The following is a 16,415-nucleotide window of genomic DNA, read 5'->3' as shown; positions in this document are numbered from 1 at the left end:
CCGCTGGCCGGCAACCCAATCACCATCGTGATCACGCACAGCCGGCCAGCGGCCGGCTCTACCACCGGCGGGTCAACCGCCTCTGCTTCGGTAGTGCCGGCCGCTGGCCGGCAACCCGATCACCATCGTGATCACGCGCAGCCGGCCAGCGGCCGGCTCTACCACCGGCGGGTCAACCGCCTCTGCTTCGGTAGAGCCGGCCGCTGGCCGGCAACCCCATCACCCATCGTGACCACGCGCAGCCGGCCAGCGGCCGGCTCTACCACCGGCGGGTCAGATGTCGGTGTGGTGATGCGGCACGGCGGCAGGCAGCGGGTCATGCCCACCCACGAAGTGACGCACCACGGGGGCACGCTCACCGCGATGCAGCTCCCGCAACACTTCCTGGATGGCCTTGTCATCAGCGGTGATGCGTTCGTGCTGGCGCAGGTGCTCCAGCCACGACGGGGTCACGAAATACTCCAGGTGGATGCCTGGACTGGCCACGTCCTCGACCACGCCCCAGACCACCGCGCCATCGCGGCGGCGGATCGTGCCCAGCGCGCGCATCTGCGACTGGAACGCGGCACGATCAGCACCGTCGATGCGGTACTCGATGGTGACCAGCACCGGGCCGCGATCGTTCGACACCGGCACCGACAGCTCGGGTGCGGGCCAGTGCCCGGCCGGACGCAGGTTCAGATCCTCGGTGCCAGCAATCCGCACCCGCCACACCAGCAGTCCGCCGATCGCCGCACCTGCGGCAGCCACCAGCAACGCCAGCTCCGGCGAGGTGCGCTGTGCCAACGCGCCCCAGCTCAGGCCACCGGCCGCCATGCCGGCCGAGAACACCATGATGTACAGCGCCAGCGCACGCGCACGTACCCATGCCGGCACCGCCGTCTGAGCGGCGATCTGCAGCGACGACAGCACGGTGATCCAGGCGAAGCCATTGACCAGCATCACAGCCGGAAGCACGTACCAGCTGCGGGTCAGCGCCAGCCCGACCAGGCTGAGCGCCAGCGACAGCGTGGCCAGCAGCACCAGCAGGTCGCGATCCAGCTGCGCGCGCAGCTTCGGCAGCAGCAAGGCACCACCTACGGCACCGATACCGATGCAGCCCAGCAGCATGCCGTACTGCCCCGCCCCACCCTGCATCTGGCCGCGTACCACCACCGGCAGCAGTGCATTCATCGCCGCAGCAAAGAAGAAGAAGCCCACCGACTTGATCAGCACGGCCTGCAGGCGTCCAGCGCGGCTGGCATAGCGCAGGCCCGCCTTCAGCCCTGCACCAAAGCCTTCCGGTGGCAGGCTGGATTGCTTGGGATCACGCTTCCAGCCCCACACCACGAACAGCATCGCGGCAAAGGTGATGGCATTGAAGCCGAACGCCCACACCGCACCCAGCTGCGCCACGATCACGCCACCAATGGCCGGGCCGATCGAGCGGGCGATGTTGATGCCGATCGAGTTCAGCGCCACCGCCGAGGCCAGCATCGGCTGCGGCACCAGCTCGGACACGATTGCGGCCTGCGCCGGCATTGCCATCGCTGCACCGCAACCCATGCAGAAGGTCAGCAGTACCAGCAGTTGCGGAGTCAGCATGTCCATCGCAGTCAGCGCCGCCATCACGGCCGCGACCAGCAGCAACCAGCCCTGGGTCGCCAACAGGTACCTGCGGCGATCGACGATGTCGGCCAGCGTTCCGGCGGCGAGTGCCAGCAGCACGATCGGCACCGTGGTGGCCGACTGCACCAGCGCCACCATCAACGGCGAACCGGTACGTTCGGCCATGACCCAGGCGGCCGCCACGTCATTGACCCAGGTGCCGATGTTGCTGGCCAGGATCGCCAGCCAGATCGAGCGGAACATCTGGATCTTCAGCGGGGACCAAGCACCTGCGGCCTGTACGGGGGGTTGCGACGCGCTTGCGTTCACCATTGCCATGCTCCAACGATCGAGGCGAACAGCGTGTCCTGGCCACCGGCCTGCTTCAGCGCAGGACCGGCATCGACCCAGGCCAGCTGCAGCTGCCATTGCCAGTGTTCGCTGGCCTGCCAGCGGGTTTCGGATTTGTATTGATTACCGATGCGGCGCGCAGCACCGGCACTGCCTGGCAACGCCACCAACGGCGCCGGCGTGGTGTAGACCGCATCGGCGCGACGATGCTTCCAGGCCATCTGTACGCCCAGCTCCGTCGTCACCGTGTCATGCAGGCGCAGGCTCAGGGTTGGCTGCACGTCCATCAGGTTGGCCGGGGCCAGCAGGCTGGCCTCGCTGAAGTAGGCCGATTTCGGGAACAATGCATTGAAGGTCCCCAGGCTCCCGTCTCGCGGATTGCCATCGCCACTGGCGATGTCGGCCTTCAGCCCCAGACGCGGCTGAAGCGGCAGCTCCGTCCAGCGCCACCCTGTATCGGTGGCCAGCGTCCAGGCGCGGATATCGAGCGTGCCGACGGCCGTTCGCAGTTCACCGCCCTGCGCCACCAGCTCGCTGTTCCAGTCCAGTGCACCGGCCTGGCCGAACCAGCGTGTACCCACGGTCTGCCGGCGTTCGATGCCGGAGCCCGCCGCGAAGCGCGCACCCTCGCGGCGATAGTCGAGCAGATACAGGTCCCACTGTCCCGCGCCCTGCCCGCGTGCCGTGGTGGCGTAGGCACCCCACAGGTGGGCACCGTGTTCCCCTCGATCATCAAAGGCACCCGGCCGGTTCTGCACCGGTCGCAGTGCCATCAGATCAAGCGTGCCGAGGCGGCCCTTCCAGCCCAGGCGCGCACCATCGAAGGCCAGGCGGATGTTCGGCCCATCGCGCACCGACAACAGCCGTGAGCTTCCGTAGCCGGCTTCCTGCCGACCGAGCTGCAGGTGGAAGCCGCTGCGCTGCCAGCGCCAGTACGCCTGCTGCACGTCCAATGCGCTGCGGTCGGTGCGTCCCGGGCCGCCGGCCTTGCCATTCTCGGCATGCACGCCCAGCTGCAGCTTTGCCTGCCAGCGGTCCTCCACATAGGTGGCCGAGGCCAGCGCACGCAGCAGGCCATGGCCATCTTCGCTGCCACCGATACCGAACCGGGTCGGATCGTAGTACAGGCTACGCAGGCGCAGTGACGCATCCCACTGCAATTGGCCGTCACCGGCGTCAGTGCAGCGGCCAGCCCCGCACGCCAGCGCCAGCGATGGCACGGTCAGCAGCGCCAAGCTCAGAACGCGAAGCACGAGCATCCCATCGCGCCCCAGAACGCGGTCAGGTCATCAGTGGGCGCCGCATGCTGCGCGGCGTGACCGTGAGCGCCATGCGTACTGCAGGCCACGCCGTGATGGTGGCGATGGGCGGTGGCCAAGCCGGTGGCGGCACCGCCGACGTGGTAGCCACCGAACCGGTTGACCGGCGACCAGTCCGGCATCGCCGGCGGCAGCTGCGGCGCGAGCCCTACATAGTCGGCATCTGCATGCACGATGCGTCCGCCGACCACGGTCAGCACGCTGGTGATGTCGGCGATCTGCGCGTCATCCACGCGGAAGAAGTCGGCCGAGAGCAGGATGAAATCAGCCAGCTGACCGGCTTTCAGCGTGCCCTTCATCGCTTCGTCGCCGGAGAACCAGGCACTGCCCTGGGTCCACAGGCGCAGCGCCTGCTCGCGTTCGAGCAGGTTCTCATCGCCATACAGGGCCAGACCGCCCACGGTGCGCCCGGTCACCAGCCAGGACAACGCCACCCACGGGTTGTAGCTGGCCACGCGGGTGGCGTCGGTACCGGCACCGACCGGTACGCCTTCGGCCAGCATGCGCTTGACCGGCGGTGTATGCCGCGCGGCCTGCACGCCATAGCGCTCGACGAAGGCTTCGCCCTGGTAGGCCATGCGGTGCTGCACGGCAATGCCGCCACCCAGCGCACGGATGCGTTCGATGTTGCGCGAGGTGATGGTCTCGGCGTGGTCGATGAACCAGTGCAGGCCATCGAACGGCACCTCGCGGTTGACCTGTTCGTACACATCCAGGATGCGGGTGATGCTCTCGTCGTAGGTGGCGTGGATGCGGAACGGCCAGCGCTTCTCGACCAGCAGCTTCACCACGTCGTGCAGTTCCGGCTCAAGCTCCGGCGGCAGTTCCGGGCGGGGCTCGTTGAACAGTTCGAAGTCGGCGGCGGAGAACACCAGCATCTCGCCGGCACCGTTGTGGCGCAGCAGGTCATCGCCCTGGCGCGGCTGCAGGATCTCGCTCCAGCCACGGAAGTCATCCACTTCCTTGCCCTTGTTCTGGGTGAACAGGTTATAGGCAATGCGCACCGTCAGCTGATCATCGCGGTGCAGCTGCTCGATGACCTGGTAATCCTCGGGATAGTTCTGGAAGCCACCGCCGGCGTCGATCACCGAGGTGATGCCAAGCCGGTTCAGTTCGCGCATGAAGTGGCGCGTCGAGTTCGCCTGGTACTCGATCGGCAGGCGCGGGCCCTTGGCCAGCGTCGCGTACAGGATCAACGCATTCGGCTTGGCCAGCAGCAGCCCGGTCGGGTTGCCCAGCGAGTCACGCACGATCTGCCCGCCCGGCGGATCCGGCGTGTCCTTGCTGTAGCCGCAGGCGCGCAGCGCGGCACGGTTGAGGAGTGCGCGGTCGTACAGGTGCAGCAGGAACACCGGCGTATCCGGCGCGATGTCGTTGAGCTCCTGCAGGGTCGGCAGGCGCTTCTCGTTGAACTGTGCGGCAGTGAAGCCACCGACCACGCGTACCCACTGCGGTACGGGCGTGCGGTCGACCTGGGCCTTCAGCATGTCCAGCGCGTCACCCAGCGAGCGCAGTCCGTCCCAGCGCAGCTCCAGGTTGTAGTTCAGGCCACCGCGGATCAGGTGGGTGTGGCTGTCGTTGAGGCCGGGCAGCAGGCGCCGGCCCTGGGCGTCGATCAAGGTCGCTTCATTGCCCCAGCCACGCATGATCTCCTCGTCGCTGCCGACGGCAACGATGCGCCCTTCCTGCACGGCCAGCGCCTGCGCATGCGGCTGCTGCGGGTCAAGGGTGGTGATGCGGGCATTGCGGATGACCAGCGTGCTCATGCGACGCTCCTTGGAAGTGGAATCGAGTGCGGCACCGGCACGGCCGGCCAGACCGAGCGCAACAGCGGCGCCACTGGCCAGCACCACGTTGCGGCGGCCGTGATCGAGGGGATCGTGACTCATGCGAGGTCTCCCGGAAGACGGTGGACGTCCAGTGCCCAGGTGCCGGGCCCGGCCAGCGCGATGGCCAGCAGTACCGTGGTCCACATCAACGGGTACTCACTGCCACCGCGCATCCAGAACCAGCCCCTGGGCAGGGCCAACAGGACGGTGAAGCCGATGAAAGCAGCCGCTGCAAGCGCGGCGATGCGTGTCTGCCATCCCAGCAGCACGGCCAGCCCGGACAGCACCTGCAGCAGGGCCAGCAACACCGGCAACGGTGCCACCGCTGGCAGCCCGAAGCCGCGCAGCTCGGTAGCGAAGCCGGACAGCCCCGGTCCACCGAACCACCCGAACAGCTTGCCCAGTGCGTGCGGCAGCAGGAAGCCTCCTGCCGCCACGCGCAGCATCAGCAGGGCCAGGTCGAGGCCATGGCCAGCCAGCATGCTCAGTGCCCGCCTTCCTGCGCGCCGAACATGCGCTTGGCGTACTGGATGCCGATGCCGTAGCCGCCGGCATGGTCGCGGGCAATGCCGGTGGTCAGGTCGTAGGTTTCACCGCGTGCCCAGTCGCGCTGCAGTTCGAGCAGGTACTGCACGCTGGTCATCGGCACCGCGCCGGCCTGCACCATGCGGGTGATCGCACGCTCGTGCGCTTCTTCGCTGACATCGCCGCAGGCATCGGTGATCACGTAGACCTCGAAACCCTGCGCCAGCGCCGACAGCGCCGGCCCGACGATGCAGACGCTGGTCCAGAGGCCGGCAAGCACTAGGCGGCGCTTGCCGATGCTGTTGATCTCATCGATCACCGGCTGGTCTTCCCAGGTATTCATCGAGGTGCGGTCGAACACCGGCTGGCCAGGGAAGATCTGCGGCAGTTCCGGGAACATCGGGCCGGAGAACGACGCTTCTGCAACCGTGGTCAGCACCACCGGCACATTGAAGCCCTTGGCACCCTTGCTGATCAACGACACGTTGTTGCGCAGCGCGGAGATGTCGATGGTATGGGTAGCGAATGCCATCTGTGACTGGAAGTCGATCAGCACCAGGGCATGGTCGGTGGGCGACAACAGGGCCGGGGCGGGCGTGGCGGTGGCAAGGCTCATGGGTGAACTCCGTTGGAAACACGATCAGGGGGAAGCAACAGGGCTGCATCGCCGGCCAGGTACTGGCCGGGGCTGCAGCCGGTCTCGGCGCGGAAGCTGCGGACGAAATGGCTCTGGTCGAAGAAGCCGAGCTGCTGCGCCAGGCAGGACATCGGCAGGTGCTGGGCCGACAACAGCTGGCGCGCACGTTCGATACGGCGACGGCGTACATAGCGCAGCGGGCTGGCGCCGGTACCGCTGCGGAACAGGCGCACCAGATGGAAGCGACTGACGCAGGCGACGGCCGCCAGTTCGGTGACCCGCAGCGGCTGTGACAGGTGTTCATCGACATAGCGCAATGCACGCTGCAATGCGGCGACCTGCTGCGGCGCCAGTGAAGCGGCGGGCGGATCAGGCGGAAGGATGGTGGCCATGCGGGACGCCGCGAAGGGATGCCCCATGGTGCGTGACCCCTGCGTGATGCCCTACCCCCGTCGGTCGAGGCCAGCACCTACCCGAATGGGGGAGGCCGACGGCCGAGCAGGCGGCGCCCGAACAACCGCGCATCCAGTGAATAAGCGCCAGGGCCCAGCGCCAGCAAGGCCAGCGGCAACACCACCAGTGGCCACGGCAGTGCCTGTGCATACAGGCCCAGTGTTGCCGGCACTACCGCCAGCGGCGTCAATACGCCCAGTGCAAGCATCGCCACCGCCAGCAGGCATAGCGCCGACAGCCAGCCCGCGTGCGTGCCCGGCGTGCACAATGCAGCGGCCACGCACAGCCGCAGCCACAGCAGGCCGATGCCCGGCCCGCGGTCGGGGAACATCACGAACAGGCGCTGCATGGCCGGACTCCACAGGACATGCCGGCGTGATAGCCGACCACGGCACCAGGCGCCTACCCCGTTCGGGTCACCCGCGGCTGCCCCGCACCTGCCAGAATGCGCGCCATGCACCGCCGCCCCTTCCCGTTCCTGCGTCGCCTGCCGGCGCTGCTGGCGTGCCTGCTGCTGTGGACCGCCCTGCCCGCCCTCGCCGTGCAGCGGCCGGCCGTGAGCAGCGGGTTGCCCGGCTACGAGCACACCGCCTGGCGGGTCGGCCAGGGTGCACCCGGTGACATCTGGGACATCAGCCAGGACCGTGACGGCCTGTTGTGGTTGGCTACCGGTTCGGGCCTGTACCGATTCGACGGACGTCGCTTCGAACGGCAGGCGCCACCGGCTGGCACCCGCTACCCGTCCACCAACATGGTCACGTTGGAACACAGCGCCGATGGCGCACTGTGGATCGGCTACTTCCAGGCAGGCATCAGCCAGTTCGCGCGCGGCCAGCTGTACAACTACGGCCGCGGCCAGGGCGTGCCGGTTGGCGTGGTACCGCACTTCAGCCAGGACCGAGACGGCCGCATGTGGGCAGCCATCAATGGAGGGCTGCGCGAGTTCGATGGCCAGCGCTGGCAGCCGCTGCCCGCAGACACGGGCGTTCCGGAACACCGCGTGCAATGGGTGCTGCACGACAGCCGTGGCACCTTCTGGGTACTGGCCAACCTCAGGATCTGGATGCGTCCTGCAGGCCAACCGCGTTTCGAGGACACCGGCATTGCTGTATCCCAGATGGCGACGCTGACCGAGAGCCCGCAGGGCGAAGTCTGGCTGGCCGACCGTGTGCGCGGCACCTCGCCGCTGGCCAATGCGCAGGGCCTGCTGCCGGACAGCGAACGCGAAGCGCGACGCCTGCCGGACCTGGTCGCCGCACGCCTGCAGTTCACTGCCGACGGCGCGTTATGGGCCACGATGAGTCCGCATGGCGGTGTGGCCCGGGTCACGTTCGACGGCAGCCGCGCCGTGCGCATGGAGCGCTTCGATTCGCCGCACGGGCTGACCGCCACCTCGGCCGTGCCGATCATCGCCGACCGCGAAGGAAATCTCTGGGTCGGCACCAATCTGGGCCTCAACCGCTTCCGCGTGCGCAGCGTGCACACGCTGGCGGTCGGCCCCAGTGATCCCTATCGCTCGCTGGTGCGGGCCAGCGATGGGCGTGTGTACGGCTACGGCGAGGACCTCAAGCCGTACGACCTGCGCCGGCCACTGCTGGAAGGCAGCGCCGCACAACTGCAGGCGGCCGCGCGCCGGGCGCCCACGCCGATCTGGCAGTTCGACTGGGTCAACCTGGCACGCACGGTGGCAGGCCACACCACGCTGATTCCGCTGCCCGAGCCCTTCACCGGGCAACCGCTGCATGCCCTGCTGTTCGCCGATGACGACCAGGCCTGGGTCTGCACCGGTGAACGTGGCGTGCTGCACTATCTGCACGGCCAGTGGCAGCGCGAAACGCGCCTGCCCGAACAGGCCTGCTCATCACTGGCGCTGGATGCCAATGGCCAGCTGCTGCTCGGCTATGCCGACGGTCGGCTGCGCAGCATGGACGCGACCCGCATCGAAACCTTCGATGCCAACCACGGGCTGTTGGTCGGCCCGGTCACCGCGCTGCTGCACCACCAAGACCTGTTGCTGGTGGCCGGTGAGGCCGGGCTGGCCGCCCGCCTCGGCAATGGCCGCTTCATGCCGGTCAACACCGACATGGCCGGCGTGCTGGAGGGCATCACCGGCATGGTTGCCGATGCGCACGGTCACCTGTGGCTCAATGGCAGTCGTGGCCTGGTCCGGTTGGGGAGCGATCAGTTGCGGCGGGCGCTGCGTACCGGGCAGCCGGTGACGCCACGCCTGTTCGATGCGGTGGATGGCATGCCGGGCATCGCCCTGCAGAGCGGACCGATCCCCACCGCCGTGCTGGCCGACGACGGCCTGCTATGGCTGGCCACCAACCAGGGCCTGGCCTGGCTGGACACCACCCGGTCGCACGTCAATACGATGGCTCCCAGCGTGCGCATCGGCGACGTGCTGCATGGCAGCGAACGGCAACCACTGCGGGACGGCCTGCGCCTGCCGGCCGGCACCAGCCAGCTGCAGATCGACTACGTGGCGCTGTCGCTGGCACGCCCGGAACGCAACCGCTACCGCTATCGCCTGTCCGGCGTTGACGATGGCTGGCAGGACGCGGGCAGCAGCACCCGCGCGTATTACACCAACCTCGCGCCAGGCAACTACCGGTTCGAGGTGGAAGCCGCCAATGAGGACGGCATCTGGAGCACCGCACCGGCCAGCCGCAGCTTCCGCATCGCGCCTACCTTCATCCAGACCGTGTGGTTCAAACTGCTGTGCACCGCCGCCGTGCTCGCACTACTGGTGCTGGCAGTACGCATCCGCAGCGGGCAGCTGGCCGCGCTGTTCCGTGCGCGCCTGCAGGAACGCAATGGCGAACGCGAACGCATCGCGCGCGACCTGCACGACACCCTGCTGCAGGGCAGCCAGGGCCTTATCCTGCGCCTGCATGCGATCAGCCAGTCACCCCAGACCCCCGAGCCGGTGCGCAGCCAGCTGGAGTCGGCGATGCAGCTGGCCGAGCGCAACCTGGCCGAGGGCCGCGAGCGGGTCAATGCGCTGCGCGAGGGGCCGTTCGCGGGTCACGACCTCGCTTCGGCACTGGCCGATGTGCACGCCGAGTATGCCGGGCACGGCACCAATCCGCTGCGCCTGACCGTGGAAGGCCCCCACCCACCGCTGCAGGCCGATGCCGCCGAGGAAGTGTTCCTGATCGGACGCGAGGCGATCCGCAACGCGCTGCGCCATGCCAATGCCAGCGCCATCGAAGTGGAGCTGTCCTACGGCACGCGGTGCTTCCTTCTACACGTACGCGATGATGGCGTGGGCATCGCCGACGAAAATGCCGGCCATGGCCATTGGGGCCTGCAGGGCATGCGCGAGCGCGCGCAGCGCCTTGGCGCGGAACTGCAGCTGTGGACCCGCCCCGGGCTGGGGACCGAAGTCGCGCTGGCAGTTCCCGCCCGGCGCCTGTATCACCACCGCCCATCACGTTGGCGCTGGCCCTGGAGTAGAACGAGCCATGACTGAAACCCCTGCCCCGATCGGCGTACTGGTGGTCGACGACCACCCGCTGCTGCGTGACGGCCTGGCCGCCCTGCTGGGCGCACAACCCGATCTGCGCCTGCTCGGTGAAGCCGCCGACGGCGAGGAAGCCATCGCACACTATCAGCAGCTGCAGCCGGACGTGGTGCTGATGGACCTGCAGATGCCCCGCCTGGATGGTGTGGAAGCCATCGTGCGGATCCGCGCAATGGACCCGCGCGCGCGCATCATCGTGCTGACCACCTACCGCGGTGACGTACGTGCGGTGCGGGCGTTGCAGGCCGGCGCCAGCGCCTACCTGCTGAAGGACATGCTGCGCCACGAGCTGGTCGACACGATCCGCATGGTTGCGGGCGGCCGGCGCGCGCCGATTCCACCAGCGGTGGCGGCGAGCATCGCCGCGCATGTGGTGGAAGACCGGTTGTCGCCGCGCGAGACCGAAGTGCTGCGGCACGTGGCCGGTGGCCTGTCGAACAAGCGCATCGGCGAGCGCATGCAGATTTCAGAGCAGACGGTGAAGGCGCACATGAAGAGCCTGATGGACAAGCTGGGCGTGGGCGATCGCACGCACGCGGTGACCCAGGCGCTGCGGCGCGGCATCATCAGCCTGGACGACAGCGGTCACGATTAGGGGGTTGTTCGGCAGGGCTGCAAGCCCTGCCGAACAACCCCCTTACTTCAAGCGCAGGAGCAGGCTGCCGCCCGCACACACCACTGCCAGCCAGGCCACGCCGGGCCACCCCCACTGCGCCAGCGCCAGGCTGCCCAGCGCACCACCGGCGGCCATGCCGATGAACATGCCCGTGAACAGCAGCGCATTGAGGCGGCTGCGGGCCGGCGGCACCAGGCCATAGACCAGCGTCTGGTGCGCCACCAGCGCCGACTGGAAACCGAAGTCGAACAGCAGCGCACTTACCACCAGCAGCGGCAGCAGCGCAACGGCCGGCAACCAGGCTTCGGCCAGCAGCAGCCCGAAACCCACCAGCGCCACTGCGATCGCCAGCCGCGCCACCGCATGGCAACCCAGGCGATCGGCGAAACGTCCTGCAAACGGCGCAGCCAATGCGCCGGCCGCGCCGGCGATACCGAACGCACCTGCCGCCGCACTGCCCAGCCCCAGGCGGGCATGCAGCATCAGCGCCAGCGTCGACCAGAACGCGCTGAAGCCCACTGCCAGCAACGACTGGCTGGCCACCGCACGGCGCAGCTGCGGCTGCTCGCGCCACAACGCCAGCAACGAACCCAGCAACGCCGGATAGCGCAGCGTGCTGGTCGGTGCGAAACGCGGCAGCGCGCGCGCCATCACCGCGCCCATCACCGCCACCGATACCGCGGCCAGTACGAACTGCGTGCGCCAACCCCATGCTTCAGCCACCACGCCACTGACCACGCGCGACAGCAGGATACCGAGCAGCAGGCCGGTCATCACCCGGCCGACGATCTGGCCGCGTTGTGCATCCGGCGCCAGCACCGCAGCGGCGGGCACGATGTCCTGTGCCAGCGTGGCCATCAACCCGACCAGCAGGCTGGCCATCAGCAGGCCCGGCAGGTGCCCGGCCATCGCTGCAGCGCCCAATGCCAGTGCCAGCAACGCGGACTTCAACAGGATCAGGGTGCGGCGGTCGAAGCGGTCGCCCAACGGCGCCAGCAGCAGGATGCCAAGCGCATACCCAAGCTGGGTCAAGGTCGGCACCAGGCCGGCGGCGCGCTCGCCTGCGCCGAGGTCCTGGGCGATCAGGCCCAGCATCGGCTGGCTGTAGTACAGCGAGGCGACCGAGAAGCCGGCGCCAGCCGCCATTGCCAGCACCAGCGGGGTGGAGGGTGCGGTCGCGGGCGCGGCGACGGATAGCGAAGGGGTAGACATTGGGGGAGTCCGGAGGAGGAAGTGGGCGTATCCTGCCGGTATTCGCCCGGCGTCTGTAGTAGGCTCCTGCACATACACTTCATACGTGAAACGCATGAATGACCTTGCCACCGGCGCGGATCGCCTGGATCTGCTGCGCACCTTCCTGCGCATCGTCGATGCCGGCAGCCTGTCTGCTGCTGCCGTGCAGCTGGGCACCACCCAGCCGACGGTCAGTCGCCGCCTGCAGGCACTGGAGCGACAGCTCGGCCTGCGCCTGCTGCAGCGCTCCACCCACGGCCTGCAGCTGACCGAAGATGGCCTGCGCTGCCAGCGCCATGCGCAACGCGTGGTCGACGAATGGGAGTCGCTGCAGGCCGAACTGCACGGCGAACCGGAAACGCTGCGCGGACGCCTGCGGGTAATGGTGCCGCACGCCTTCGGCCAGGCGCAGCTGCTGCCGACCATGCTCGCGTTCCTCGCCCAGCACCCACAGCTGAGCCTGGAGTGGATCCTTGAAGATCGTCGCCCGGATTTCATCGCCGAAGGCATCGACTGCGCGGTGCGGGTGGGTCCGGTCGACGAACCGCGCATGGTCGCACTGCCGCTCGCCGAAGTGCCGCGCATCGTCGTGGCAGCGCCGTCGCTGGTGCAGGCCACCGCGATCAGCACACCAGAACAAGCGCAGGCACTGCCGTGGATCTCACTGGTCACCTACTACCGCGAACGCCTGCTGCTGCATGACGCACAGGGCCGCGCGCATACGCTGTCGATCAGCCCACGCCTGCTCAGCGACAACCTGTTCGTGGTGCAGCAGGCTGCACGCGCCGGGCTGGGCGCAGCGGTGGTCTCGGCCTGGCTGGTGGCCGACGACCTCGCACAAGGACGTCTGGTGCAGCTGCTGCCGGACTGGCAGGCGCCGGCACTGCCGGTGCATGTCGTGTTTCCTGCTGCGCGCCAGCAGCCGCCGCGGCTGCGCGCCTTCATCGATGCGATGAAGGCCGCACTGCCGCAGCTGCATGGCATGCGGCCGGCACCGCGTTAGGCCAACGGCCGTGTCATCCACGCATGGCGTGGATGCCGTCCAACTCCATGGGTCGGATCCCTTCCCACTCGGGAAGGGCTCTGACCCTGTCGATCACTGCGTCTTCGCCGCCTCGGCATTCCACGCCGCGACCTTGGCCTTGGTCTCGGCCAGCATCTTGTCTAGTGCGGCGCGGTCATACACGCTGCCACGCAGGATCACGCTGTCGATCTTCCCGGTGGCGGCGATGTCCTGCAGCGGGTTGGCGGTCAGCAGCACCAGATCGGCGGCCTTGCCCTGTGCGACACCACCGTAGCGGTCCATCTGGCCGAACCAGGCCGGACCGGAACGGGTTGCGGCGGACAGCGCCTGCGGCGCGGTCAGGCCTTCCTTCACGAACAGCTGCAGTTCCTGGTGCAGCGCGATGCCCGGGAAGTTGAACGAATTGAGGAAGCCCGCATCAGTACCGGCGATGATCGTCACGCCCGCCTCCTGCAGCAGCGGCAGCACCGCGGCCACCTGGTGGTACTGCGCGTGGCGCGCTTCAATCTGCGCCGGCGTGGCCTTGGCTGCGCGGTCCACGCGCCACTGGTAGGTCGCGCGCAGGCCAGGGCCGATGTAGGCCAGGTACGGATCGTTGGCGTGGTCATCCTGGTCAAGGAAGTCGAGGATGCGGCCACCGTTGAGGGTCGGGGTCACGAATACGCCGCGCTTTGCGAAATCACGGTAGGCATGCATCGCAGTGTCACGGTCGAAGCTGGCGTCGAGGCGCCGGTTGGCTTCGGCACGGTCGATGCGGCCTGCGCCGAAGTCGGCGGCGATCTGCGCTTCATCCTTGCTGCCGGCCTTGAATGCGTAGTCCAGATGCTCGATCGAAGCCAGGCCGGCATCGACCGCCTGCTCCACGGTCAGTGCCATCGGAATATGCCCCGAGGCTTTGAAGCCGGCCTTTCGCGCAGCGCTGGCCGAGTACAGGAACAGTTCCGGCTTCAGCGTGCTGTCGGTGATCTTCACGAAATCGACCTTGTCATGCTGCAGGCGGGCGATCGCCTTGTCGGCGTCGGCCTCGCTGCCCACTTCGATCGTGCCCTTCCAGACCGGCTTGATGCCTTCGATCTTCGCACCGGAGCTGAGCAGGCGCGGGCCGAACAGCGTGCCCTTGGCGATCTCGCCGCGCCACTGCAGCACCTGCTCGGGCAGGTCGCCGGAGCAGTCACGCACGGTGGTGATGCCGTGCGCGATGTACAACGGCAGCAGCGCCTTGTTCTCTTCGATCAGCGCCGGACCACCACCGAAGTGCACGTGCATGTCCCACAGGCTCGGAATCAGGTACTTGCCCTTGGCATCGATCTGGCGGGCCGCACTCCATTGGCTTCGCAGCTGCGCGTCCGGGCCGACGGCGACGATGTCCTCGCCACGGATCACCACGCTCTGCCCGGCCAGCGTGCTGGCGTGCTCGACATCGACCACGGTGGCATTGCGGATCAGCAGGTCGGCGCGCTCGGCGGCAGACGCCGACAGCGGTGCTACCGCAAGGAGGATGGCAAGGGACAACGGACGGGAACGGAACATGGACAGCATCCTGATGGGCACGCCCAGCGTGCGGGTGGAAGGGGTTTGCATTCAACGCACCGCGCCGTGCTGGCGCAGCAGGGTCTCAATTCCGGTATAGCCGCGCTGGCGCGCGTGCGCCAGCGGCGTCACGCCGTCGCCGTCGGCAAGCTCCGGGTCGGCACCGGCCTCCAGCAGCAGCTGCACGATCTGCACCTGGCGCGCACCGCCATCGCCGAGCAGGATCGCTTCCAGCAGCGCGGTCCAGTGCAGCCGGTTGACATGGTCCACCGCCACACCGGCCCGCAGCAGCGTGCGCACAGTGGCGACGTGACCGCGCTCGGCGGCCGGAATCAGCGCGGTGCCGCCATAGCGGTTGGTGCTGCGCAGATCGGCGCCATGCGCCAGGGTCATCGCCAGGATCTCGTCCAGGCCGCGCGCACCGGCGTACAGGTAGGCGCTGTCCTGCAAAGCGTCCTTGGCGTTGACGTCTGCCCCGGCCTCGATCAGCTCACGCGCGGCATCCACGTTGTTGCCATGCGTGGCCAGCAGCAGCGCGGTGCGGCCCTGGCCATCGCGCGCCTCCAGCGTGGCGCCATCCTCGATCGCCTGTCGCACCGCATCGGCGTCGCCGCGGCTGGCGGCATCCCGCAGGCGCGCGTCTGCGTCGGCCCTGGACGTGGCGGTGCAGGCAGGGGTGACCATGGCCAGCAGGCACAACAGCAGCACGCGCGTGAACGGCGCAGGCCAACCAGCGGAATGATGGACGCGCATGACAGTGTCTCCTCATGTCCGTCGCCACGGAACGCCGTGCGACGGTAGCAACAGCCGGGCGTTGCCGGCCCCTGCCCTGCATGGTAGAAGTCGGCCTGGGTATCCAGAAGTGAAATGTTCAAATGCAAGACAGTGCCAAATCGAATAGAACCCTGTTCGAACTGGACCTGCTGCGGGCGCTGGTGATGGTGGCCGACTGCGGCAGCTTCACCACGGCGGCCACGCGCCTGCATTCGACCCAGTCCACGGTCAGCCAGAAGGTGCGCCGGCTGGAGGAACTGGCCGGGCATCGCCTGCTTGAACGCGGCCATCGCGACGTGCACCCCACTGATGCCGGCCACACCCTGCTCGGCTACGCGCGGCGCATGCTCGACCTGAACGAGGAAATGGCGCAGGCGCTGGCCGGTGCGATGGTGGAGACCGCAGTCCGCATCGGCGTGCCCGAGGATTTCGTCAACGCGCAGACCACGCGCATGCTGGCCGCCTTCAGCCGTCGCCACCCGCAGGTGAAGCTGGAGATCAGCAGCGGCCTCAGCCGCGACCTGGCGCAGGGCTTCGATCATGGCGAGTTGGATCTGGTGCTGGTCAAGCAGCGCCGCAACAGCCGCCAGGCCGTGCACTGCCGCCGCGAGCCGATGCACTGGATCGACAGCCTGCGCAGCAGCTGCCTGCAGCAGGACCCGCTGCCGCTGGTCACCTTCCCCCCGCGCGGGCTGTACCGCGACGAGATGATCCATGCCGTGGAAGCGCTGGGCCTGCGCTGGCGCATCGCCTTCACCAGCTCGTCGCTGAGCGGCATCCAGGGCGCGGTGGCTGATGGCATCGGCATCAGCCTGCTGCCACGCCGCGCGGTCAGCCGCGAGCACCGCATCATCGATGGCGAGCGCGAGCTGCCGGTGATCGACAACTACGAAATCGGCCTGCTGCACCGTGCCGACGCCGACGATGCCGTGCGTGCGCTGGCCAGCGAGCTGTGGCGGCAGGTGCAGCGCGAACCGGACTGACCACGGTAGATCCACGCCATGCGTGGAT

14 protein-coding genes are annotated in these 16,415 nt (G+C 68.3%); 4 read left to right on the top strand and 10 right to left on the bottom strand.

Features of this window, described 5'->3' with window-relative positions:
* Positions 1 to 273: 273 nt before the first annotated feature.
* The 7 genes from AC5P9N_RS04605 to AC5P9N_RS04575 all read right to left on the bottom strand — a co-directional run bounded on the left by AC5P9N_RS04605 (position 274) and on the right by AC5P9N_RS04575 (position 7,050).
* Entirely contained in the window at positions 274 to 1,920 is a 1,647-nt protein-coding gene (locus tag AC5P9N_RS04605; RefSeq protein ID WP_099484285.1) for an MFS transporter, read from the bottom strand.
* Positions 1,914 to 3,197 (bottom strand): alginate export family protein, encoded by a 1,284-nt coding sequence (locus AC5P9N_RS04600; protein WP_099484286.1) that lies wholly within the window; start codon positions 3,195 to 3,197, stop codon positions 1,914 to 1,916. Before AC5P9N_RS04600 ends, AC5P9N_RS04605 begins: the two co-directional genes overlap by 7 nt.
* Positions 3,176 to 5,023, bottom strand: a complete 1,848-nt coding sequence (locus AC5P9N_RS04595) for an amidohydrolase (protein WP_180863590.1) — start codon at positions 5,021 to 5,023, stop codon at positions 3,176 to 3,178. Before AC5P9N_RS04595 ends, AC5P9N_RS04600 begins: the two co-directional genes overlap by 22 nt.
* Positions 5,024 to 5,142: 119 nt before the next feature.
* Complete coding sequence (locus AC5P9N_RS04590; RefSeq protein WP_059034678.1) at positions 5,143 to 5,568, bottom strand: DoxX family protein; 426 nt, start codon at positions 5,566 to 5,568, stop codon at positions 5,143 to 5,145.
* Between the two features lie 2 nt (positions 5,569 to 5,570).
* Positions 5,571 to 6,227, bottom strand: a complete 657-nt coding sequence (locus AC5P9N_RS04585) for a hydrolase (RefSeq protein ID WP_099484288.1) — start codon at positions 6,225 to 6,227, stop codon at positions 5,571 to 5,573.
* A complete protein-coding gene (locus AC5P9N_RS04580) occupies positions 6,224 to 6,667 on the bottom strand; it encodes a helix-turn-helix transcriptional regulator (RefSeq protein WP_012480559.1) in 444 nt (147 codons plus the stop codon). Before AC5P9N_RS04580 ends, AC5P9N_RS04585 begins: the two co-directional genes overlap by 4 nt.
* A 50-nt stretch (positions 6,668 to 6,717) precedes the next feature.
* On the bottom strand, positions 6,718 to 7,050 hold the full coding sequence (locus AC5P9N_RS04575) for a hypothetical protein (RefSeq protein ID WP_005413754.1): 333 nt from the start codon (positions 7,048 to 7,050) through the stop codon (positions 6,718 to 6,720).
* Between the two features lie 96 nt (positions 7,051 to 7,146).
* Here AC5P9N_RS04575 and AC5P9N_RS04570 point away from each other — a divergent pair, with 96 nt between their 5' ends.
* Positions 7,147 to 10,176 (top strand): sensor histidine kinase, encoded by a 3,030-nt coding sequence (locus AC5P9N_RS04570; protein WP_012480560.1) that lies wholly within the window; start codon positions 7,147 to 7,149, stop codon positions 10,174 to 10,176.
* Entirely contained in the window at positions 10,169 to 10,822 is a 654-nt protein-coding gene (locus AC5P9N_RS04565; protein WP_012480561.1) for a response regulator, read from the top strand. The genes AC5P9N_RS04570 and AC5P9N_RS04565 overlap by 8 nt, the downstream gene beginning before the upstream one ends.
* A 42-nt stretch (positions 10,823 to 10,864) precedes the next feature.
* Here the strand turns inward: AC5P9N_RS04565 and AC5P9N_RS04560 are convergent, their stop codons facing one another.
* Entirely contained in the window at positions 10,865 to 12,055 is a 1,191-nt protein-coding gene (locus AC5P9N_RS04560) for an MFS transporter (protein ID WP_495223813.1), read from the bottom strand.
* 94 nt (positions 12,056 to 12,149) lie between these two features.
* On the opposite strand from AC5P9N_RS04560, the gene AC5P9N_RS04555 reads away from it, so the two are divergent.
* The gene (locus AC5P9N_RS04555) at positions 12,150 to 13,079 is read left to right on the top strand and encodes a LysR family transcriptional regulator (protein ID WP_043035217.1); all 930 of its coding nucleotides are present in this window, start codon (positions 12,150 to 12,152) and stop codon (positions 13,077 to 13,079) included.
* A 93-nt stretch (positions 13,080 to 13,172) separates the two neighbouring features.
* Here AC5P9N_RS04555 and AC5P9N_RS04550 read toward each other — a convergent pair whose 3' ends face one another.
* Together AC5P9N_RS04550 and AC5P9N_RS04545 are read right to left on the bottom strand one after the other, a co-directional pair.
* A complete protein-coding gene (locus AC5P9N_RS04550) occupies positions 13,173 to 14,630 on the bottom strand; it encodes an amidohydrolase family protein (RefSeq protein ID WP_099484292.1) in 1,458 nt (485 codons plus the stop codon).
* A gap of 51 nt (positions 14,631 to 14,681) precedes the next feature.
* Entirely contained in the window at positions 14,682 to 15,383 is a 702-nt protein-coding gene (locus tag AC5P9N_RS04545; protein ID WP_005410019.1) for an ankyrin repeat domain-containing protein, read from the bottom strand.
* Between the two features lie 122 nt (positions 15,384 to 15,505).
* Here AC5P9N_RS04545 and AC5P9N_RS04540 point away from each other — a divergent pair, with 122 nt between their 5' ends.
* Complete coding sequence (locus AC5P9N_RS04540; protein ID WP_012480566.1) at positions 15,506 to 16,387, top strand: LysR substrate-binding domain-containing protein; 882 nt, start codon at positions 15,506 to 15,508, stop codon at positions 16,385 to 16,387.
* Positions 16,388 to 16,415: the final 28 nt, after the last annotated feature.

The organism is Stenotrophomonas sp. YJH_SMC_6 (genome assembly GCF_059371335.1).
The sequence above is the reverse complement of the archived record's forward strand: the minus strand, read 5'-3'. Positions and strand labels throughout refer to the sequence as shown.